The organism is Celeribacter baekdonensis B30, from assembly GCF_000299875.1.
GTDB lineage: Bacteria > Pseudomonadota > Alphaproteobacteria > Rhodobacterales > Rhodobacteraceae > Celeribacter > Celeribacter baekdonensis_A.
The window spans coordinates 240,091-260,506 of record NZ_AMRK01000002.1 but is presented as its reverse complement, the minus strand read 5'-3'; the positions used below and the strand labels follow the sequence as shown (position 1 = coordinate 260,506).

The following is a 20,416-nucleotide window of genomic DNA, read 5'->3' as shown; positions in this document are numbered from 1 at the left end:
ACAAAAAAACGCGCAGGCGAGACCAGCGCGTTTTTCGTTTTTATTGTCGGGTCGGCTTAGCGACCGCGAATGCGTGGATCCAAAGCGTCGCGCAGCCCGTCGCCGATGTAATTCACCGCCAACACGGTCAGCGAGATCGCCAGACCCGGCCAAATCACCCGCTCGGGATATTGCTGGATCATGTCTTTAGCATCGAACAACAGCCGACCCCAAGTTGGGAAATCCGGTGGAAAGCCGAGGCCGAGGAAAGACAGCGCGGATTCGGTGATGATCGCATTGGCGATGCCCAACGTGGCCGAAACCATGATCGGCGACATGATATTGGGCAGGATGTGACGCAACACGACGCGGCGGCTTGGCGTGCCGATGGAGCGGGCGGCCAGCACATATTCGCGCTCTTTGAGGGCCAAAACATCACCACGCACAATCCGCGCGGTCTGCATCCACGAGGTGATGCCGATCACGAACACGATCAGGACGAAAATCCCGGTCTCAAGCCCGAACATCGCCCGCAACGGATCGCGAAACAGCATGATGATCACCAGCAAAAGCGGCAACAGCGGCAGCGCCAAAAACAGATCGGTGAAGCGCATCAATAGGCCGTCGAGCCGTTTCCAATAGCCGGCCAGAACGCCGACGAAGGTGCCCAAAACCAAGGACAGCCCCATCGCGGTCAGACCAACGGAGATCGAGGTTTGCCCACCTTTGAGCATCCGGGCCAAGATGTCGCGACCCAATTGATCGGCACCAAACGGATGCGCCAAAGACGGGCCTTTGTTACGGGCGCGGATGTCGATGTAGGTTGGGTCGATTTTCCACAGATAGGGGCCAAGGTAAACGGCGGCGATGATAAAGATGAAAAAGATCAGCCCGGCCATCGCGCCTTTGTGGGTTTTGAACTGGTCCCACACGTCCCACCATTGATTGCGGGGCGGACGGGCGGCCTGGGTCTGTGCGGTTGCGTCAGTCATATGATGGGCCTCAGTCGTAGCGGATGCGGGGATCGAGGATGCCATACAGAATATCCGCGATGAGATTGAAAAGAACGATAAGCACGGCGAAGATGAAGGTCAGGGTTTGCACCATCGGCGCGTCAGAGGCGTAGATGGCGGTGATCAACATCTGTCCCAGACCGTTCACTTGAAACACCTGCTCGGTGATGATCGCGCCGCCAAAAATTGTCGGCACACCCAGCGCAATGACGGTGACCACCGGGATCATCGAATTGCGCAGCACATGGGAGAGCACGACGACTTTCTCCGACATGCCTTTGGCACGGGCGGTGCGAACGTAATCCTGGTTGAGGTTGTCCAACATAGACGCGCGCATGAACCGCGAGATTTGCGCGGCGTTATACAGCGCCAGGACCGAAACCGGCATGATCATCTGTTTGACTTGATACCAGAAACTGCCCCAGTCGGTGACGGTGTGGGTGGTGTCATAGATCGACGGGAACCATTGCAAGATCACCGAGAAGACCACGATCAACAACACGCCAGAGAAAAAGGTGGGGATCGAAAAGCCGATCATCGAAATGAACGTGCCGATCTGGTCGAACCACGAATATTGTTTGTAGGCGGAAATAATGCCGATCGGCAGGGCGATCAGGATGCCGATGACATAGGACGGGCCGACAACCCAAAGCGTTTGCGGCATGCGTTCGGCCACCACGGTCATCACCGGCGAGCGCGATTGGAACGAGATGATCCGCTGTTTTCCCTCGGCAAAATCGGTGCCGAACAGGTGATCCCATGCGACTTGCGGCTCAACGACAAAGAATTGGTAGAGCCAGTTCAAAAACCGAATGTGAACGGGTTCGCCAAGGCCCAAGGCTTCGCGCATTTTCTCTTTGACCTCGGGCGGCACGGTGAGCGGGATCGAAGACATCGGATCGCCCGGTGCCAAGTCGAGCAAAAGGAAGATCACCAAAGAGATGAACAGAAGCGTCGGAATAGAGATCAGCAATCGACGGATCGTGTAATTGAGCATGGGCGGCGCCTCGGTTCAGGTCTTTGTCTTGGATGAAATAAAAAGGTGCCCCGCCATGATGTGACGGGACACCCAGAGATCAGTGCATTACTTTTCGCGATACCAATCGGCGGCATTCCAAAGCTCGGAATCCCACGAGTTCATGATCACGCCGCCCAAAGTGTTGGAGGCCGCAGAGACACGACCGCGATAGACCAGCGGGATGATCGCATAGTCTTGCATCAACATGTCGTTCATCGCTTTGGCAAGTTCCGCACGTTTCTCAAGCTCGCCGGTTTTGGCCATTTCAGCCACCAGCGCGTCGAACTCAGGGGTGCAATAACGTGGCATGTTGTTGCCCTGCCATTGGGTTTCCGGACGCGGGGCCTGTTTGCATTCCCAGTTGGCCATGTAGGCTTCGGGGTCGGTGCCATCAAAGTTGTTGGCATACATTTCGACGTCCGCAAAGAACTTTTGGAACGTATCGGGAGACCCCGCATCGCCGCCAAAGAACACGGAGCTGTCGATGTTGCGCAGCTCGGTTTGGACACCGATTTCTTCCCACCACTGTTTGATGATCGCTTGGAAATCCTGACGCACGGCGTTGGTCGAGGACTGGAACAACAATGCCAGTTTCTTGCCGTCTTTTTCGCGGATGCCGTCGCCGTCGGAGTCAACCCAGCCAGCGGATTCCAAAAGTGCTTTCGCGCCTTCGATGTCTTGAGTCATGCAGGCGTCATTGGCGGTCGAGGCGTAGATTGCCGGAGCGGGAAGCACGTTACAGGTCACTTTACCCGCCGCGCCATAACCGATTTCGACCAACAATTCGCGGTCAATCGCCATGGACAGCGCCTGACGCACGGCTTTGTCGGACAGGATCGGGTGCGGATGTGCCGCGGTGGCGCGCTCCTCCCCAAGGGCCGGATCGGGGTCGGTGTAGTTGACCATGATACGTTCCACCAGCGTGCCGAAGGAGACTTCCAAATGACCTTTGCCTTTGGATTCCATATCGGCCAACACGTCGGGGGCAAGCTGAAGGTTCCATGCGTAGTCAAATTCGCCGGTTTCCAAAACCGCACGACCTGCGGCTGCGGCATCGCCACCGCCTTTGACGGTCGCGGTTGCAAAGGCCGGTTTCATCGGATCGCGGTAATTCGGGTTGGCGGACATCGACACAACGTCGTTGGTCTTGAACTCATCCACCACAAACGGGCCGGTTCCGATGGGGGCAAAGTTTTGATCGGTGCAAGAGGCCATCGCAGGGCCGGTACAATCGGCAAACTGCGCTTTTTGAATGATCGGGGCTTGTGCGCCGACGAAAGGTCCATAAGGGAAGGGTTTGGCGACAGCAAAATGGACCACAATGGTCAGATCGTCCGGGGTCTCGACGCTTTCAACGTCATTGTATTTTTCGGACTGCGCACAACCGCCACCTTCCGAGGTGCAATATTCCCAAGAGAATTTCACATCTGCGGAGGTCAGATCGGAGCCATCGGACCATTTCAGGCCCTCTTTGAGCTTCCATGTGATCGTTTTGAGGTCTGCGGAGACACCACCGTTTTCAACGGTCGGTACGCTTTCGGCCAAAAACGGCACCATCGCGCCGGTTTCGTCGTAACGCGCCAGCGGTTCGAGGACGAGTGACGCGACTTCAAGCTCCTTGGTGCCGCCTGACAGATAGGGGTTCATCGTGGAAGGGGCTTGCCAATAGATGATATTGACGTGGCCGTCCGCACCGCGTTCTGCGAAAGCGGCGGGAGCCATGGCGATACCCGCCACTGCGCCCATTAAGACTGTTTTGAAGTTCATAATTAACCTCTCCTTGTTGGATGCTCTTTTTGTCCTCGGTGGGCCGGCGCCTTAACTGGCGCTCTCTGTGTTTGTTGCGGAATAAAGATGGCAGGCGGTCACATGGCCGGGTGCGATCTCAAAAGTCGGTGGCTCGTCCGTTTTGCAAATCTCCATGACCTGCGGACAGCGCGTGCAAAAATTACAGCCCTTCGGCGGGTTGGCGGGGGAGGGCACATCGCCCTGCAAAATCACCCGCTCGATCTTATCCTCGATCCATGGATCGGGTTCGGGCACGGCGGACAACAGCGCTTGGGTGTAGGGGTGTTTGGGCGCTTCATACAGTTGCTCGCGGCTGGCCAACTCGACCACCCGGCCCAGATACATCACCGCCACCCGGTCCGCGATATGGCGCACCATCGACAGGTCATGCGAAATAAACAGGTAGGTCAAGCCATGTTCGGCCTGCAAATCCTCCAAAAGGTTTACCACCTGCGCTTGGATCGACACATCAAGTGCGGCAATCGGTTCGTCACAGACGATGAATTTCGGATTCAGGGCCAAGGCACGGGCGATGCCGATCCGTTGCCTTTGACCGCCGGAAAATTCATGCGGATAGCGGTTGGCGAAATCACGGTTCAACCCGACCTGATCCATCAGGTCCATCACCTTGGCGCGCTTCTCAATCTTGCTCATCTTGGTGTGCTCGTCCAAGGGCTCGCCAATGATGGCGGACACTGACATGCGCGGATTGAGCGAGGCTTGCGGGTCTTGGAACACCATTTGCATCGTCGGACGCATGGTGCGCAGCTCTGACTGCGGCGTATGACCGATCTCGATGCCGTCAATTTTCACCGAGCCTTCGGTGATGTCGTAGAGCCGCAAAATCGCCCGCCCGACGGTGGATTTGCCGCAACCGGATTCGCCCACAAGGCCAAGCGTTTCGCCCTCGTAAATGTCAAAGCTTATGCCATCGACCGCCTTCACCTCGCCAACGCGTTTTTTCAAAACACCGGCGTGGATCGGGAAATGCATCTTGAGATCGCGCACTTCGACCAGGATTTTAGACACTTTCGGATCATCCAACATCGCGCGGGCCTCCGGCATCAAAATCATAAAAACAGGCGGCATCGTGACCGGGGCCAACCTCAAATCGGGCCGGGTTTTCACGCAGGCAACGCTCAAAGGAAAAGGGGCAGCGCGCCGCGAAAGAACAGCTTGAGGGGGCGGCATGCAGGATCGGCGGCTGGCCTTCGATCACTTCCAACCGCTCGGCGCGTTCACCCCGTACCCGTGGCACGGTTTGCAACAATGCGCGGGTGTAGGGGTGGCGCGGCTGTTTGAACAGGTCGCGCACATCGGCATGTTCAACAATCTGCCCGCCATACATCACCAACACCCGGTCCGCGATGCCGGCAATCACGCCCAGATCATGGGTGATCCAAATCACCGCCATGCCCAATTTGGCGCGCAGCTCATGCATCAATTCCAAAATCTGCGCCTGAATGGTCACATCGAGCGCGGTTGTCGGTTCATCGGCGATCAACACTTCGGGATCACAGGCCAGCGCGATGGCGATCATCACCCGTTGGCGCATCCCGCCGGAAAACTGGTGCGGATAGTCTTTCAACCGCCGCTCGGCATCAGGAATGCCGACCAATTCCAAAAGCGCCTGCGCCCGCGCGCGCGCCTCCGGTTTGGTCATCCCCATGTGCTTTCTGAGTGGCTCCATGATCTGATAGCCGATGGTGAACACCGGGTTCAGCGAGGTCATCGGGTCCTGGAAGACAAAGCCGATGCGTGCGCCACGAATGCGCCGCAGCTCATCGTCGCGTGCTGTCAGCAAATCAAGGCCGCCAAATTCAACCGCCTCGCCCGACACAATCGCAGGCGGAGCGGGGATCAGCCCAATGAGCGACATCATCGTCACGGATTTGCCCGAACCAGACTCGCCAACAATGCCTAATAATTCACCGGGCTTGAGCGAGAAGGAAACGGAATTCACGGCATGAACGGCACCGGACCGTGTTTTAAAAACAGTCGTCAGGTCCCGGACATTGAGCACGGGTGCGGCCCCATCGGCCATGCGCAGACCCCCAAGTTGTTGGTGTTGTTGACTTTTGTTATGTTTGCTCCGGCTGTCCGGGGCTTGAATTGTTCAAACGGTATCACCTCGGACCGAGGCCGCAAGACCCAACGTGACGTTTTTTGTAACTTTTTTTACCACGCGATAAATTTTGTGGCACATTCCCTTGACCTTCGCACAAAGCACGATCACTTTCACCTTATTCAATCGCGAACAGGGGGGCTGTGCGAAATCGGCACTTGCCTCGGGCGCGTCATCGCCGTCCCTTAAACGCGACCTCAGGCCAGATGCCCCATCGGGCGGCCTTTTCACATGACCCTCGGAGCCCAAAATGCCGATCAAAAACCGCCTCGCAGAAATGCTTCCCGAAATCACCGCATGGCGACGGGACATCCACGAAAACCCTGAGCTGCAATTCGACCTGCCGCGCACGTCGAAAAAGGTCGCGGATTTGTTGCGTGAGTTCGGGTGTGACGAGGTGGTCGAAGGCATGGCCAAAACCGGGGTCGTGGGGGTGATCAAAGGCAAAACCGACACCAAAGGCCGCACCATTGGGTTGCGCGCCGATATGGATGCATTGCCGATCTTGGAGGAAACCGGGGCGGAGTATGCGTCGAAAAATCCAGGCGTCATGCACGCCTGCGGTCACGATGGCCACACCTCGATGCTTTTGGGCGCGGCCAAATATCTTTGTGAAACCCGGAATTTCGACGGCACCGCCGTGATGATTTTCCAGCCTGCCGAAGAGGGTGGCGGCGGTGGCCGGGTGATGTGCGAAGAGGGGTTGATGGACCGTTTCGGCATTGACGAAGTGTATGGCATGCACAATTGGCCGAACTTGGAGACCGGCACATTCGCGATCCGTCCGGGCCCGTTTTTTGCCGCGGCCGACGAGTTCGACCTCGTGGTGCGTGGCAAGGGGGGCCATGCCGCCAAGCCGCATGAAACCGTCGACAGCACCGTGACCGCCGCGCATCTTGTGCTGGCGCTGCAAACCATTGCCTCGCGCAATGTCGATCCGACCGAACAAATCGTGGTCTCCGTCTGCACCATCGAATCCTCCTCAAAAGCCCATAACGTGCTGCCCGCCAGTGTGCTGTTGAAAGGCACCGTGCGCACACTCGACGCAGGCATTCGTGATCAGGCCGAAGAGCGGATCAAAGCGATCTGTGCGGGCGTGGGCGCCACTTACGGGGCTGAGATCGAGGTCAATTATCACCGCGGCTACCCGGTGATGGTCAACCACGACCAAGAAACCGAATACGCGATTGAAGCTGCCACCAAAGTGTCGGGCGGCTGTGGGGAATACCCGCTGGTCATGGGGGGCGAGGATTTTGCCTATATGCTTGAGGAACGTCCCGGAGCCTATATCATCGTCGGCAACGGCCCCGGTGCCCCGGTGCATCACCCGAAATATATGTTCAACGATGAGACCCTGCCTGCGGGCTGTTCTTGGTATGCCGAAATGGTGGAAAGCCGCCTGCCTGCGGCGTGATGTGAAACGGTGATCAGCTAAGGAAACAGGCGGTCCCGATCGGGGCCGTCAAACTCGGCTTTCGGGAGTGAACATGTCTTTTTTCGCCATTTTTCTGGCCGCCTTGGTGGCCTTGCTGCATGTTTATATTTTCTACCTGGAAATGTTTGCGTGGGAGCGCCCGCGCACCCGAAAATCCTTTGGCACCAGCGAAGAGTTTGCCAAATCGACCAAGGCTCTGGCCGCGAACCAAGGGCTCTATAACGGCTTTCTGGCAGCGGGGTTGATTTGGGGGCTGGCGGCCGCAAAGGCCGATGTGGTGGTGTTTTTCCTGCTTTGTGTGGCCGTGGCCGGGATTTATGGCGCGATCAGTTCGTCGCGCAAAATCCTGTTTATTCAAACCGTTCCGGCATTGGTCGCGCTTGTGGCTGTGGTTTGGGTCTGAGCTTTCAAAGCTCACCCACCCGTGTGCGACATGTGGCGCGAGACCTGACCATCCGCCTTTTGCCGCGAATAATCAAAGTCATGGCCTTTGGGTTTGCGCAGGATTGCGGCCTCGATGGCAGCAATCAAAGGGGCGTCATCTTCGGGCGAGGCGCGTAGAATGTCGCGCAGAGAGGCGTTGTCCTCTTGGCCCAGGCACATGTACAATTCGCCGGTGCAGGTCATCCGGACCCGGTTGCAGCTTTCGCAGAAATTATGGGTCAAAGGCGTGATCAACCCGATCTTTTGCCCGGTTTCTTCAAGGCGAATATAGCGCGCCGGACCGCCCGTGCGTTCCGTCAGATCGGTGAGGGTGAACTGTGTTGCAAGCTGCGCGCGCAAATCGTCCAAGGCCCAATACTGGCCCACGCGGTCCTCATTGCCCAGATCGCCCATCGGCATGACCTCGATAAAGGTCAGGTCCATATCCTCGCGGGCGCACCAGTCGGTGAGGCTGAACAACTCGTCTTCGTTAAAGCCCTTGAGCGCCACGGTGTTGATCTTGACTCTGAGCCCTGCCTTGCGTGCGGCGTCGATGCCGGAAAGCACTTTATCGAGCTTGCCCCAGCGCGTCACACGTTCAAATTTCGCCGCATCGAGTGTGTCGAGCGAGACATTTATGCGCCGCACCCCCGCCGCATAAAGGTCGGTGGCGAAACGGTCGAGCTGTGAGCCATTGGTGGTGACGGTCAGTTCCTTCAATGCGCCGCTGTCCAAATGCCGCGACATCGCGTCGAAAAACGTCATGATCCCGCGCCGCACCAAAGGTTCGCCGCCGGTGATCCGTAGTTTTTCGACCCCCAAGCCGATGAAGGTCGAACACATCCGGTCCAATTCTTCGAGCGTGAGCAATTCTTTTTTCGGCAGAAACGTCATGTTTTCCGACATGCAATAGACACAGCGGAAATCGCACCGATCCGTCACCGACACCCGCAGATAGGTGATCGCGCGGGCAAATGGGTCGATGAGGCGTGGGGCGAGGGCGTTGGACATGTCAGACTATTTAGGGCGCGCGCCGAGTTCTGCCAAGGGCATTAGCTGTCGCTCACGCGGCTTTGAACCACACGCCGCACCATCTTCGCCCGTTTGACATCGTGTTTGCCAAGGCTTTTCAGCCATGTTTCGGCGGTGCGCGATACATCTTTGTCAGCATCTTGCAGCGCATAGGTCAGCCAAAACAGCACGTCATCAATGGCCAGTTTCTCGGCATCCGTCGGGTGGGCCAGTTTCGCCAAGGGCATGGACAACATCAAAGCGGCGCGGCGATCCAGGCCACGCTCGGATTGGACCAAGGCATGCACCTTGTCCATTTTGGACAGATCCACCGCGATGCGACGGCCGCCAGCGGCAGACAGCGCGTCTATGATCGGCCATGTCGCAGCTTGCTCTAACCAGTCGCAAATCTGCGCCCAAATCTCAGCATCGTCTTTGATCCGGGCCTGTGTCAAAAGCTTGGCCGCCATCAGTTGCGCATCAAACACGCCCGTGGCCCAAAGCGCGCGCGCGAGGTCAAGCCGTTGGGGAAAGGCCACCGTTTGACGCCAATCGCGCGCCATCTCTTCGAGGGCGGCGGGGGCCACGCCAAGGTACTCCCCATCCCCAAACCGTGCGCCCAAATCGGCGGCGCGGGTGGGGTCCGCGGCGGCGTTCAGCGCGCTGATTGCGTCCTGTGGCGTCATTGATCTTCTCCCAAATTGAGGCGCAGAATGTCGGTGTCAAACCCGTCAATCGTCTGCGTGTTTTTGCGACGCCAATAGTCATGAATATAGTCTTCGCCCCGCGTCTGTCCCCATTGGCTGAGCACCGGACGGTCTTTGTCAAATGTCATATAGGGCACGGCAAAGCCACAGGAGCTTTGCACCAAATCGACCGTCATGTCATAGAACTGCCGTATGTGTGGCTCCACCGTAAAGAGTGCGGCCATTTCGTCCCAATCGGGGTCGGTCATATGCACGGAGCGGGCGGTGCCATAGGCACGCAGGATCAGCGGCTTTTTGTCAAACGAACACCACATGAGCGTCATTCGGTTCGCGCGCGGCAGATGCCCCGCGGTCTCATTGCCAGACCCTGTGTAATTCATCCAAACGATCCGGTTTGGTCCCATAACGCGCAGGCTGTCCATGCCCTTGGGAGAGACATTAACCCGGCCCTCGGGGGCGGCGGTGCCGACGAAATACATGTGTTGCGCTTCGATAAAGGCGCGGTGCTCGTCACTGATGTTGGGAAACTGATCCGACATTTTGCGGTTACTCCACGGTCACAGATTTCGCCAAATTGCGCGGCTGATCCACATCCGTGCCCTTGGCCACCGCCGTGTGATAGGCGATCAATTGCGCCGGAATGGCATAGAGGATCGGGGCAAAAAGGTCCGGCACTTCGGGCATTTGCACCGTTTGCCAAACGCCCTCGCGCGCCACTTCAAGTCCCTTTTTGTCCGAGACCAACAACACTTTTCCACCGCGCGCCATGACCTCTTGCATGTTCGACACGGTCTTGTCGAACAAGGCGTCATGTGGGGCAAAAACGATCACCGGGGTGTGGCTGTCGATGAGCGCGATGGGGCCGTGTTTCAATTCGCCGGACGCATAACCTTCGGCGTGAATGTAGCTGATTTCTTTGAGTTTTAATGCGCCCTCCAGAGCCAGAGGGAACATCATCCCGCGCCCTAGGAACAACACGTCTTTTGCCTCGGACAGTTCGTTTGACACCGCGTTCAGCGTTTCATCAAGGTCAAGTGCACGGGTCAAAAGCCCCGGCAATGTGCGTAGTTCTGACAGGCGCGTAGCCAGCGTGTCCGCACTCATTTCGCCACGTGCGCACGCCGCCTCAAGCGCCAAAAGTGCGAGGACCGTCAACTGGCACGAAAACGCTTTGGTCGAGGCCACGCCGACCTCGACACCGGCCAGGATCGGCAGCGCCATATCGCTTTCGCGCGCAATCGAACTTTCCGCCACGTTGACCACCGACAGGATGGTTTTGGCCTTGCCCTTCATATAGCGCAGAGCCGCCAAAGTGTCAGCGGTCTCACCCGATTGGCTGACGAAAATCGCCAAAGTGTTGGCGGAGACGGGCGGTTCGCGATAGCGGAACTCGGACGCCACGTCGATCTCGACGGGAATACGGGCCACCTGTTCGAACCAATATTTTGCAGTGTAACAGGCATAAAACGCCGTACCACAGGCGACCATGGTGATGCGATCAAAAGCGGAGAAATCAATGCCCGGATCGGGGAGGATGATCCCCGCACCGTCATTGGCCAGATAATAGGCCAGCGCCTCGGAAATCACCGTCGGTTGTTCGGCAATTTCCTTGGCCATGAAATGTTTGTGCCCGGCTTTTTCGATCCGGGCGGAATCCATGCGGATTTCGCGACGCTCGCGCTGGACCTGTGCGCCGGTTTCGTCGAAAATCTCGACGCTCACGCGACTGAGCACGGCCCGGTCGCCATCTGCGAGATAGGTGATCTGATGGGTCATGGGGGCAAGCGCGATGGCGTCTGAGCCAACGAACATCTCGCCGTCACCGTAACCGATGGCCAGCGGCGCGCCTTTGCGGGCCGCGATCAAAAGATCCTCCTCGCCGTCGAACATGAAACAGAGCGCAAAGGCGCCTTCAAGCCGGTCCACCGTCGCCATGGCGGCTTCCACCGGCGTTTTGCCCGCATCCATGAAGCTATGACACAAAAGCGCAACCGGCTCGGTGTCGGTGTCGGTGTTGTGGGGATAGCCCTTTTCGGCCAGCTCTGCGCGCAATTCGCGGAAATTCTCGATGATGCCATTGTGGACCACGCTGACAGGCCCGGATTTATGCGGGTGGGCGTTGGTCACGGAGGGGGCGCCATGGGTGGCCCAGCGGGTCTGGCCCACGCCGGTTTTCCCCGCCAGAGGTTCATGCACCAACAAATCCGACAGGTTCGCCAACTTGCCAACGGCGCGGCGACGCTCGATCTTGCCTTCGTGAACCGTGGCGATCCCGGCGCTATCATAGCCGCGATATTCCAACCGTTTAAGCGCCTCGACAAGGATCGGGGCGGCTTCATGATTTCCCAAGATACCGATAATACCACACATTTTACTGCCCTTTTTGCTTTTTAGCTTTGAGAGACTTTAACTTTTCGAACATTCGCACCGCCAACATAGGTTTGTTCACTTGCTTGGCGCGTCCAATTGCCAAGGCGCCGTTTGGCACGTCAGAGGTGATCACAGATCCGCTCGCGGTCATCGCCTCATGGCCCACGGTGACCGGGGCGACCAGCATTGTGTTGGAGCCGATAAAGGCATCGCGTCCCACCGTGGTGCGGTGTTTGAAGACGCCGTCATAGTTACATGTGATCGTGCCCGCGCCGATATTGGTGCCATCGCCGATGTCGGCGTCGCCGATATAGCTGAGGTGATTGACCTTGGTGCCTTCGCCGATCTGAGCGTTTTTGACCTCGACGAAATTGCCGATATGGGCGTTGTTCGCCAGTTCCGCGCCGGGGCGCAGCCGTGCAAAGGGACCGACGGTCGATCCCATCGACACATGACAGCCTTCAAGGTGGCTGAACGCCCGGATGCGTGCGGTGCTTTCCACCGTCACACCGGGGCCAAAGATCACATTCGGTTCAATCACCGCATCCCGGCCCAGATAGGTGTCGAGCGAGAAAAACACCGTCTCAGGGGCCATCAACGTGACACCATTCTCCATCGCCTCGGCGCGTTTGGCGGCTTGGAAAATGCCATCGGCGCGGGCCAGTTCCGCGCGGGTGTTGACGCCTAAGGTTTCGGTTTCGGCGCAAGAGACCGCCGTCGCTGTCCATCCCGATTTCCAAGCGATTTCAATAATGTCGGGCAGGTAATATTCCCCCGCCGCATTGTCATTTCCGACTTGGTCCAACAGGTCAAACAATACGTTAGCGTCTGCGGCGACCAGCCCGGAGTTACACAGGGTGATCGCGCGTTCGGCTTCCGTGGCGTCTTTATATTCTACAATGCGGGTCAGTTTGTCACCGACCATCACCAAGCGTCCGTAGCGGCCCGGATCAGCGGCCTCAAAGCCCAGCACCACCACGTCATGGGTCCGGCGGGCTTCGGCCATGCGCAAGATCGTATCTTCAGACACAAAAGGCGTGTCGCCATAGAGGATGAAGACGTCGCCCTCGAACCCATCCAAAGCCTCCTTTGTCTGCAACACCGCATGGGCAGTGCCCAGTTGTTCGTCTTGGCGGGCGATGAGGATGTCCTCGTCAATCTTATGCGCTTCGCGCGCCACAAGATCGCCGCCGTGCCCAACCACGACCACCGTGCGGGCAGGGTCCAATGCGGCACCGGAGGCCAGCGCATGGGCAAACATCGGCGCGTTGCCGATGGGGTGCAACACCTTGGGGAGGTCGGAGTTCATCCGCGTGCCTTGGCCTGCGGCCAAAAGAATGAGGGCTGTGGCCATGTGATTTGGGTCCCGATCTGCTCTTTTCTTTATCTGTCTGTCGTTTTACCCATGGGAGAGAGGGCCGCAAGGCCAGTTGCGGTGAAACCGCTTCACTTATTTTGACGCCACATTACAGCAATGCGCGACAGTTTGCCAAAGCTGGGTGACCGGGTCGGAGTTGCGACAGCGAAGAAGAGGCATAGGGAGAGACCATGCGCACGGTGATTTTCGATCTCGATGGCACGTTGGCGGACACTTCCGCCGATCTGATCGCCTCCGCCAATGCCTGTTTTCGTGGGCTTGGCTATGGTGATGTGTTGGACCCGGTCGCGGACGCGTCCACCGCCTTTCATGGCGGGCGGGCGATGTTGACGCTTGGGTTTTCAAAGGTGCAGCCGGGGTTTTCCGAGGCCGACGTGATGGCGCAATATCCGCTTTTGCTGGCAGCATATGGCGAGGCGATTGATATCCACACACAGCTTTATCCCGGCGCGGTTGCCGCGATTGAGGTTTTGAAATCAAAGGGCTATGCGGTGGGCATCTGCACCAATAAGCCCGAGGATCTGGCCGATCGGTTGCTCACCCGTTTGGGCGTGCGCGATTTGTTTGCCTCGATGATTGGCGCGAAAACAGTGGGGGTCTCGAAACCTGATCCCAAACCCTATCTGGCCGCTGTGTCAGAGGCGGGCGGGGTGGTGGCGCAGAGCTTTTTGGTGGGGGACACCGATACGGATCGTAAAACGGCGCGGGCGGCGGGCGTACCTTGTGCGCTGGTGACCTTTGGCCCGGATGGCGAGGGCGTGCGTGATTTGTCCCCCGAGGCGCTGTTGCATCATTATGATGATCTGGCCCGCGTGACACAGGAGTTGATCGGATGACATCTGAGGTCTTCACCGGAAATTTCACGCAACAAGAGCCAATCCCGGAGGCGGCAATTGAGGCCGCCGTCGCAGTGATGCGTTCGGGACGGCTGCATCGTTACAACACTTTGCCGGGGGAAAAAGGCGAGGTGGCGCTTTTGGAGGAGGAGTTTGCCGCCGTCACCAGGGCAAAATACGCACTCGCCGTGGCCTCGGGCGGCTATGCTTTGGGCTGTGCGCTGCGTGCGCTTGAGGTGCAGCCGGGGGAGCCGGTTTTGACCAATGCCTTTACCTTGGCCCCCGTGCCGGGCGCGATTGCGTCGGTCGGTGCGCGTCCGGTGTTTGTCGGCGTCACCGAGGGGCTGGTGATTGATCTCGATGATCTTCAGGTGAAAATTTCCGAGAGCGGGGCCAAGGTTTTGATGCTGTCGCATATGCGTGGGCATATCGCGGATATGGATGCGCTGATGTATATCTGTAACGGCGCGGGTGTGGCGGTGATCGAAGATTGCGCGCATACGATGGGTGCGGCTTGGGATGGTGTGCCCTCGGGGCGGCACGGGATCATCGGCTGCTATTCGACCCAGACCTATAAACACATCAATTCGGGGGAGGGCGGGTTGCTCGTCACCGATGAGGATGAAATCGCGGCGCGCGCCATCATGTTGTCCGGTTCGTACATGTTATACCCCAAACACACCGCCGGACCGGCCCCGGAAGTGTTCGAAAAGATCAAATATGACACGCCAAATGTGTCGGGTCGGATGGATCATTTGCGGGCGGCGATCCTGCGGGTGCAGTTGCAAAACCTGACCTCTCAGGTGGACAATTGGAACGCGCGTTACCGGATGGTTGAGGAGGGGCTGGCAGATGTGCCGGGGCTGACGCGCATTGTGCGTCCGCAACAAGAACGCTTTGTTGGCTCGTCGATTCAGTTCCTTTTACTCGATTGGCCGGACGAAAAAATCGAAGCGGTGGTGGCGGGCTGCGGCAAGCGCGGTGTGGATTTGAAATGGTTTGGCGCGGCGGAGCCGGTGGCCTTTACCTCGCGCTATGATTCTTGGCGCTACGCCGATCCTCAGCCTTTGCCCGACAGTGACCGGGTGTTGCGGGCGATTGTCGATATGCGCCTGCCCTTGACCTTTTCGCTTGAGGACTGTGCGACGCTGGCGCGGATCATTCGCGATGAGGTGGCGGCGGTCGCAGAGTGCGCTTAGGCGGTCACACCCTATATTGGCGGGAATCCCTGTGTCTTCTGCAGCAGGCGAGGTTTCATGTCCGAGTGAAATGATAAGGTAACGCGCTTCGAATCGCGTCAAAGCTGAATTTCACGGCACAATCCGCTCCAAGTCGCATTTCGGCCAAAAAAACTTGCCAGCGGCCTCGAAACAAAGGGCTTTCTCCACCTCGGTTCGGTTGACCCCTCTGCCACAGAGGGCTAAACCACGACAAGCTAGCATTGCCGCGCGCCTAAGGTCGCTTCTCTTTCAGAGACCCGCACGCGCGCCTATCAAGGAGCCGCACGTGGACGTTTTGCTTCGGGACTACCTCCCCATCGTCATCTTCCTTGGCCTCGCCATTGCGCTGGGTCTTGTGTTTATTTTCGCCGCCCTCATCATTGCCGTACGCAACCCGGATCCGGAAAAAGTGTCGGCCTATGAATGTGGCTTTAACGCCTTTGACGACGCGCGGATGAAGTTCGACGTCAGGTTCTACCTTGTGTCGATCCTGTTCATCATTTTTGACCTCGAAATCGCCTTTCTCTTTCCTTGGGCCGTCGCCTTTAAGGACCTGAGCATGACCGGATTTTGGTCGATGATGGTGTTCTTGGGCGTTCTGACCGTAGGTTTTGCCTACGAATGGAAGAAAGGGGCGCTGGAATGGGCGTGATGACCTCTGCAAATACTGCGGGCGTGGACAAAGAGAATTCCACTCAAGTGCTGAACAAAGAGCTTCAGGACAAGGGCTTTCTGTTGACCTCGACCGAGGATCTCATCAACTGGGCGCGCACCGGCTCGTTGCACTGGATGACCTTTGGTTTGGCCTGCTGCGCCGTCGAGATGATGCACACCTCGATGCCGCGCTATGATCTTGAGCGCTACGGCACAGCGCCGCGCGCCTCTCCGCGTCAGTCCGATTTGATGATCGTTGCGGGCACCCTGACCAATAAAATGGCCCCGGCTCTGCGCAAGGTGTATGACCAGATGCCAGAACCGCGCTATGTGATCTCGATGGGGTCCTGCGCCAATGGCGGTGGTTATTATCACTACAGCTATTCGGTTGTGCGCGGCTGTGACCGCATTGTGCCCGTCGACATTTATGTTCCGGGTTGCCCGCCGACTGCTGAGGCGTTGATGTATGGCATTCTTCAGTTGCAACGCAAAATGCGCCGCACTGGCACGATTGCGCGCTAAGGAGATTGACGATGAGCGAAGCCCTTCAAGAACTCGGCGCCCATATTGAATTCAAACGCCCGGAGGATGTGATTTCGACCGAGATCACCTTTGGCGAATTGACGATCACGGTGACACCGGCGGGGATTGTGGATTTCGTGGAGTTTTTGCAACTCGACGGCACCTGCAAATTCTCCTCGCTGGTGGACATCACCGCGGTGGATCACCCAAGCCGCGAGGCGCGGTTTGACGTGGTCTATCACTTTCTGTCGATGTATCAAAACCACCGCATTCGGATCAAAACCGCCGTGCGCGAAGATGAGACGATCCCTTCGATCATCTCGGTTCACCCCTCCGCCGGTTGGTTTGAGCGCGAAGTGTTCGACATGTTTGGGATCATTTTCTCCGGCCACCCGGATCTGCGGCGCATCCTGACCGACTACGGTTTCCGTGGTTACCCGTTGCGCAAGGATTTCCCAACCACCGGCTACACCGAAGTGCGCTATGACGATGAACTCAAGCGCGTGGTTTATGAGCCGGTGTCCCTGGTTCAGGAATACCGCCAGTTTGACAACCTTTCTCCGTGGGAAGGGGCCAAATACATCCTCCCCGGTGACGAGAAGGGAGCGTAAGCCCCGTGAGTGACGATCCGGCCATCTTGATCTGTGTAGGTGCGACCAAAGCGGGCACAAGCTCGCTTTACCGCTATTTGCGCAATCACCCGGACGTCTATGCGCGGTCCATCAAAGAGATTCACTATTTCGACACGGTGGACTTCGATACTTATCAGTATCAGTTGAAGACCTTATCGCGACGGCGGGCCGATCTTGAACGGCAACTGGCCGCGGCCGAAGCTGATCTGGATGTGTGGAAAAGCCTGAATATTCAACGCCAGATTGCCGATGTAGCTGCCGTGGTAAGCATGTTGGAGCGTGGTGAAGACGGTGAGGAAGATTATCTCGTTTACCTTCTGGAGGGACACGACGAGCGCAAAGTTGCTTGTGACATCACGCCTGCCTATGCGCTTTTGTCCGAGGCGCGGCTGCGACGGATGGCGCATATGGCGCCCGATGTGCGCTTTGTCTTTTTGATGCGCGACCCGGTGGGGCGGTTGTGGTCGCATGTGCGCATGCAGGCGATACACCAGCTACAGCCCGGTGAACAGATTCCAGACAAGGCGCAGCGGATCATGGACCGCGTCGTGAAACAAGGGCTGGAAACCCAAATTACGTCACGTGGGGATTATGTGGAGATCGCGGAAAAGCTCAAACGCGCGGTCCCCGAAGGCAAGCTCCTGGTGGGCTTTACCGAAGACCTTTTGACGGGCGAGGGGCTTAAGACGCTCTGCGCCTTTTTGGGGATCGCGGAGAACCCCGTGAAAAAAGAACTCCGTGCCCATGAGGGCGTGAAATTGAAACTGAGTGACAAACAGCGGTGTGAAGCGGCGGAATTTCTGGCCCCGCAATATGCCTATGTAGAAAAGACCTTTGGCCCGTTACCCGCGCGGTGGCAGGCGAATATGGCGAGGATCTGAATGATGGACGGCGACATCCGGCAAAATACCTATGATGATGGTTCGCGGGACGCCCAACCGGGCGAACAAAAGATCCGCAATTTCAACATCAACTTTGGGCCCCAACACCCGGCTGCGCACGGCGTGTTGCGGATGGTGCTTGAGCTTGACGGTGAGATTGTGGAACGCGCCGACCCGCATATTGGGTTGTTGCACCGCGGCACCGAAAAGCTGATGGAAAGCCGCACCTATTTGCAAAACCTGCCCTATCTCGACCGCCTCGATTATGTGGCGCCGATGAATCAGGAACATGCATGGTGCTTGGCGATCGAGAAACTCGCAGGTGTCGAAATCCCGCGACGCGCTTCGCTCATCCGCGTGCTCTATTCCGAGATTGGCCGCGTGCTCAACCACCTGTTGAACACCACCACCGGCGCGATGGACGTCGGCGCGCTGACTCCGCCGCTTTGGGGCTTTGAAGAGCGCGAAAAGCTGATGATCTTTTACGAGCGCGCCTGTGGTGCGCGTCTGCACTCCGCCTATTTCCGGCCCGGTGGTGTGCACCAGGACCTGCCGCCGGAGCTTTTGGCGGATATCGACGCCTGGGCCGATCACTTCCCCAAAATTTTGGACGACATCCATTACTTGCTGACCGAAAACCGGATTTTCAAACAGCGGACCGTGGATATTGGTGTGATCTCCGAACAAGAGGCGCTGGATTGGGGCTTTTCGGGTGTGATGGTGCGCGGCTCCGGCATGGCATGGGATTTGCGCCGGGCGCAGCCTTATGAGTGCTACGACGAATTCGATTTCCAAATTCCGGTCGGCACCAATGGCGATTGCTATGATCGGTATCTGTGCCGGATGCAGGAAATGTACGAGTCGACCAAGATCATCAAACAGGCGGTGGCCCTGCTGCAATTGCCGGAAAACCAAGGCGATGTCTTGGCGCGTGGCAAGCTGACCCCGCCAAAGCGGGCGGATATGAAAACCTCGATGGAGGCGCTCATCCACCACTTCAAACTTTACACCGAGGGCTTCAAATTGCCCGAGGGCGAAGTGTATGCAGCCGTCGAAGCGCCCAAAGGCGAATTCGGTGTCTATATGGTCTCGGACGGCACCAACAAACCCTACCGCGCCAAATTGCGCGCGCCCGGCTATCTACATTTGCAGGCGATGGATCATATGGCGAAAGGTCACCAATTGGCTGACGTTTCCGCCCTCATCGCCACCATGGACATCGTGTTTGGGGAGGTCGACCGCTAATGCTGCGCCGTCTTTATCATGAACAACCGGCCTCTTTCGCATTCACCCCGGCAAACCTTGCCTGGGCCGAGGGCCAAATCGCGAAATATCCTGAAGGGCGTCAGGCCTCTGCGGTCATCCCGCTGTTGTGGCGGGCGCAGGAACAGACCGGTTGGTTGACCAAACCGGCGCTGGAAACGGTCGCGGATATGTTGGGCATGCCCTACATCCGCGTGCTCGAAGTGGCGACCTTCTATTTCATGTTCCAACTCGCGCCTGTCGGCTCGGTGGCGCATATTCAGGTTTGTGGCACCACCACCTGTATGATTTGTGGCTCTGGCGACATCATCTCTGTGTGCAAAGAGAAAATCTCCCCGACGCCGCATACGGTCTCTGCAGATGGCAAGTTTTCGTGGGAAGAGGTCGAATGTCTGGGCGCTTGCGCCAACGCGCCAATGGCCCAGATCGGCAAAGACTATTATGAAGACCTGACGGCGGAGAATTTCTCCAAACTCTTGGACGACATGGCCGCCGGCAATGTGCCGCTTCCCGGCTCGCAAACCGGCCGCTTCTCGTCCGAGCCTGCGGGTGAACTGGTGACTTTGGCCGAGTACAAAGGCACGGGCGCACAGTACAACGGCTCTGTGCAGCGCGCGGTGGACATTGGCGACACGATCAAACGCATTGATGGCACCGAAGTGCCGCTGTTGACGCCATGGATTTCCAAAGGCGGATCAAAACCGACCCCGCCGAAACCCGCAGCCCCGGCGAAATCCGCCGTGCAACAGGCGGCAGAGGCGAAAAAGGCGGCCCCCAAAGCGACGCCCAAAGCTGTGGCACCTAAAGTAGACGCCGCTGTGGCAGACGCGCCCGCCCAAAAGAAACCCCGCACGATGAAAGCCCCGCGCAAAGCCGGGGCCGATGATCTCAAGATGCTCAAAGGTGTGGGCCCGAAATTGGAAGAAACGTTGAATGCCATGGGATTCTGGCATTTCGACCAAATTGCCAAATGGACCGCTGAGGAAATTGAATGGGTCGATGAGAACCTGAAATTCAAAGGCCGCATTGCACGTGATGGTTGGGTCGATCAAGCCAAGATTTTGGCGGCAGGCGGCAGCACCGAGTTTTCCAAACGCGCCAAATACGACTGACCTAAGAGGCCAAAAGGCCCGTATGGTATTGAACCAACAGGGATTAAAG

Annotated in this window: 20 protein-coding genes; 10 read left to right on the top strand and 10 right to left on the bottom strand. The window is 57.8% G+C overall.

Annotated elements, in window-relative coordinates:
• Window positions 1–56 precede the first annotated feature (56 nt).
• The 5 genes from B30_RS04770 to B30_RS04750 form a co-directional block, all read right to left on the bottom strand.
• Window positions 57–971 (bottom strand): ABC transporter permease, encoded by a 915-nt coding sequence (locus B30_RS04770; protein WP_009570885.1) that lies wholly within the window; start codon window positions 969–971, stop codon window positions 57–59.
• 10 nt (window positions 972–981) lie between these two features.
• Window positions 982–1,989, bottom strand: coding sequence for an ABC transporter permease (locus B30_RS04765; RefSeq protein ID WP_009570884.1), 1,008 nt, complete (start codon window positions 1,987–1,989; stop codon window positions 982–984).
• A gap of 87 nt (window positions 1,990–2,076) precedes the next feature.
• A complete protein-coding gene (locus tag B30_RS04760; RefSeq protein WP_009570883.1) occupies window positions 2,077–3,777 on the bottom strand; it encodes a peptide ABC transporter substrate-binding protein in 1,701 nt (566 codons plus the stop codon).
• A 51-nt stretch (window positions 3,778–3,828) separates the two neighbouring features.
• On the bottom strand, window positions 3,829–4,845 hold the full coding sequence (locus tag B30_RS04755) for an ABC transporter ATP-binding protein (protein ID WP_040401933.1): 1,017 nt from the start codon (window positions 4,843–4,845) through the stop codon (window positions 3,829–3,831).
• Entirely contained in the window at window positions 4,835–5,842 is a 1,008-nt protein-coding gene (locus tag B30_RS04750; protein ID WP_009570881.1) for an ABC transporter ATP-binding protein, read from the bottom strand. The genes B30_RS04755 and B30_RS04750 overlap by 11 nt, the downstream gene beginning before the upstream one ends.
• A 331-nt stretch (window positions 5,843–6,173) precedes the next feature.
• On the opposite strand from B30_RS04750, the gene B30_RS04745 reads away from it, so the two are divergent.
• Together B30_RS04745 and B30_RS04740 are read left to right on the top strand one after the other, a co-directional pair.
• Window positions 6,174–7,337: a M20 aminoacylase family protein gene (locus tag B30_RS04745; protein WP_009570880.1), complete on the top strand. Its 1,164-nt coding sequence runs from the start codon at window positions 6,174–6,176 to the stop codon at window positions 7,335–7,337.
• Between the two features lie 73 nt (window positions 7,338–7,410).
• The gene (locus B30_RS04740; RefSeq protein WP_009570879.1) at window positions 7,411–7,761 is read left to right on the top strand and encodes a DUF1304 domain-containing protein; all 351 of its coding nucleotides are present in this window, start codon (window positions 7,411–7,413) and stop codon (window positions 7,759–7,761) included.
• Window positions 7,762–7,772: 11 nt separating this feature from the next.
• Here B30_RS04740 and moaA read toward each other — a convergent pair whose 3' ends face one another.
• The 5 genes from moaA to glmU are packed head-to-tail and all read right to left on the bottom strand — an operon-like array spanning window position 7,773 to window position 13,223.
• Window positions 7,773–8,792, bottom strand: a complete 1,020-nt coding sequence (gene moaA, locus B30_RS04735) for a GTP 3',8-cyclase MoaA (protein ID WP_009570878.1) — start codon at window positions 8,790–8,792, stop codon at window positions 7,773–7,775.
• A 41-nt stretch (window positions 8,793–8,833) separates the two neighbouring features.
• Window positions 8,834–9,478 carry a DNA alkylation repair protein gene (locus tag B30_RS04730; RefSeq protein WP_009570877.1) on the bottom strand — a complete coding sequence of 215 codons (645 nt, stop codon included), beginning with the start codon at window positions 9,476–9,478 and terminating at the stop codon, window positions 8,834–8,836.
• On the bottom strand, window positions 9,475–10,038 hold the full coding sequence (locus B30_RS04725; RefSeq protein WP_009570876.1) for a pyridoxamine 5'-phosphate oxidase family protein: 564 nt from the start codon (window positions 10,036–10,038) through the stop codon (window positions 9,475–9,477). Before B30_RS04725 ends, B30_RS04730 begins: the two co-directional genes overlap by 4 nt.
• 7 nt (window positions 10,039–10,045) lie before the next feature.
• A complete protein-coding gene (gene glmS, locus B30_RS04720) occupies window positions 10,046–11,869 on the bottom strand; it encodes a glutamine--fructose-6-phosphate transaminase (isomerizing) (protein ID WP_009570875.1) in 1,824 nt (607 codons plus the stop codon).
• 1 nt (window position 11,870) lies between these two features.
• On the bottom strand, window positions 11,871–13,223 hold the full coding sequence (gene glmU / locus B30_RS04715) for a bifunctional UDP-N-acetylglucosamine diphosphorylase/glucosamine-1-phosphate N-acetyltransferase GlmU (protein WP_009570874.1): 1,353 nt from the start codon (window positions 13,221–13,223) through the stop codon (window positions 11,871–11,873).
• 194 nt (window positions 13,224–13,417) lie between these two features.
• On the opposite strand from glmU, the gene B30_RS04710 reads away from it, so the two are divergent.
• The 8 genes from B30_RS04710 (at window position 13,418) to B30_RS04675 (ending at window position 20,367) form a co-directional block, all read left to right on the top strand.
• Window positions 13,418–14,083 carry an HAD-IA family hydrolase gene (locus B30_RS04710; RefSeq protein ID WP_009570873.1) on the top strand — a complete coding sequence of 222 codons (666 nt, stop codon included), beginning with the start codon at window positions 13,418–13,420 and terminating at the stop codon, window positions 14,081–14,083.
• Window positions 14,080–15,282 (top strand): DegT/DnrJ/EryC1/StrS family aminotransferase, encoded by a 1,203-nt coding sequence (locus tag B30_RS04705; protein WP_009570872.1) that lies wholly within the window; start codon window positions 14,080–14,082, stop codon window positions 15,280–15,282. The genes B30_RS04710 and B30_RS04705 overlap by 4 nt, the downstream gene beginning before the upstream one ends.
• 307 nt (window positions 15,283–15,589) lie before the next feature.
• Entirely contained in the window at window positions 15,590–15,955 is a 366-nt protein-coding gene (locus B30_RS04700) for an NADH-quinone oxidoreductase subunit A (protein WP_009570871.1), read from the top strand.
• Window positions 15,946–16,479 carry a NuoB/complex I 20 kDa subunit family protein gene (locus B30_RS04695; protein ID WP_009570870.1) on the top strand — a complete coding sequence of 178 codons (534 nt, stop codon included), beginning with the start codon at window positions 15,946–15,948 and terminating at the stop codon, window positions 16,477–16,479. The genes B30_RS04700 and B30_RS04695 overlap by 10 nt, the downstream gene beginning before the upstream one ends.
• 11 nt (window positions 16,480–16,490) lie before the next feature.
• The gene (locus tag B30_RS04690; RefSeq protein ID WP_009570869.1) at window positions 16,491–17,090 is read left to right on the top strand and encodes an NADH-quinone oxidoreductase subunit C; all 600 of its coding nucleotides are present in this window, start codon (window positions 16,491–16,493) and stop codon (window positions 17,088–17,090) included.
• A 5-nt stretch (window positions 17,091–17,095) separates the two neighbouring features.
• Window positions 17,096–17,992, top strand: a complete 897-nt coding sequence (locus tag B30_RS04685) for a sulfotransferase (RefSeq protein WP_009570868.1) — start codon at window positions 17,096–17,098, stop codon at window positions 17,990–17,992.
• On the top strand, window positions 17,993–19,237 hold the full coding sequence (locus tag B30_RS04680) for an NADH-quinone oxidoreductase subunit D (RefSeq protein ID WP_009570867.1): 1,245 nt from the start codon (window positions 17,993–17,995) through the stop codon (window positions 19,235–19,237). It begins immediately after the preceding gene.
• Entirely contained in the window at window positions 19,237–20,367 is a 1,131-nt protein-coding gene (locus B30_RS04675) for an NADH-quinone oxidoreductase subunit E (protein WP_009570866.1), read from the top strand. Before B30_RS04680 ends, B30_RS04675 begins: the two co-directional genes overlap by 1 nt.
• Window positions 20,368–20,416 lie beyond the last annotated feature (49 nt).

Coding starts and splice junctions, on each gene's coding strand:
- B30_RS04770 (WP_009570885.1), bottom strand. CDS start 971: ATGACTGACGCAACCGCACAGACCCAGGCCGCCCGTCCGCCCCGCAAT.
- B30_RS04765 (WP_009570884.1), bottom strand. CDS start 1,989: ATGCTCAATTACACGATCCGTCGATTGCTGATCTCTATTCCGACGCTT.
- B30_RS04760 (WP_009570883.1), bottom strand. CDS start 3,777: ATGAACTTCAAAACAGTCTTAATGGGCGCAGTGGCGGGTATCGCCATG.
- B30_RS04755 (WP_040401933.1), bottom strand. CDS start 4,845: ATGTTGGATGATCCGAAAGTGTCTAAAATCCTGGTCGAAGTGCGCGAT.
- B30_RS04750 (WP_009570881.1), bottom strand. CDS start 5,842: ATGGCCGATGGGGCCGCACCCGTGCTCAATGTCCGGGACCTGACGACT.
- B30_RS04745 (WP_009570880.1), top strand. CDS start 6,174: ATGCCGATCAAAAACCGCCTCGCAGAAATGCTTCCCGAAATCACCGCA.
- B30_RS04740 (WP_009570879.1), top strand. CDS start 7,411: ATGTCTTTTTTCGCCATTTTTCTGGCCGCCTTGGTGGCCTTGCTGCAT.
- moaA (WP_009570878.1), bottom strand. CDS start 8,792: ATGTCCAACGCCCTCGCCCCACGCCTCATCGACCCATTTGCCCGCGCG.
- B30_RS04730 (WP_009570877.1), bottom strand. CDS start 9,478: ATGACGCCACAGGACGCAATCAGCGCGCTGAACGCCGCCGCGGACCCC.
- B30_RS04725 (WP_009570876.1), bottom strand. CDS start 10,038: ATGTCGGATCAGTTTCCCAACATCAGTGACGAGCACCGCGCCTTTATC.
- glmS (WP_009570875.1), bottom strand. CDS start 11,869: ATGTGTGGTATTATCGGTATCTTGGGAAATCATGAAGCCGCCCCGATC.
- glmU (WP_009570874.1), bottom strand. CDS start 13,223: ATGGCCACAGCCCTCATTCTTTTGGCCGCAGGCCAAGGCACGCGGATG.
- B30_RS04710 (WP_009570873.1), top strand. CDS start 13,418: ATGCGCACGGTGATTTTCGATCTCGATGGCACGTTGGCGGACACTTCC.
- B30_RS04705 (WP_009570872.1), top strand. CDS start 14,080: ATGACATCTGAGGTCTTCACCGGAAATTTCACGCAACAAGAGCCAATC.
- B30_RS04695 (WP_009570870.1), top strand. CDS start 15,946: ATGGGCGTGATGACCTCTGCAAATACTGCGGGCGTGGACAAAGAGAAT.
- B30_RS04690 (WP_009570869.1), top strand. CDS start 16,491: ATGAGCGAAGCCCTTCAAGAACTCGGCGCCCATATTGAATTCAAACGC.
- B30_RS04680 (WP_009570867.1), top strand. CDS start 17,993: ATGATGGACGGCGACATCCGGCAAAATACCTATGATGATGGTTCGCGG.
- B30_RS04675 (WP_009570866.1), top strand. CDS start 19,237: ATGCTGCGCCGTCTTTATCATGAACAACCGGCCTCTTTCGCATTCACC.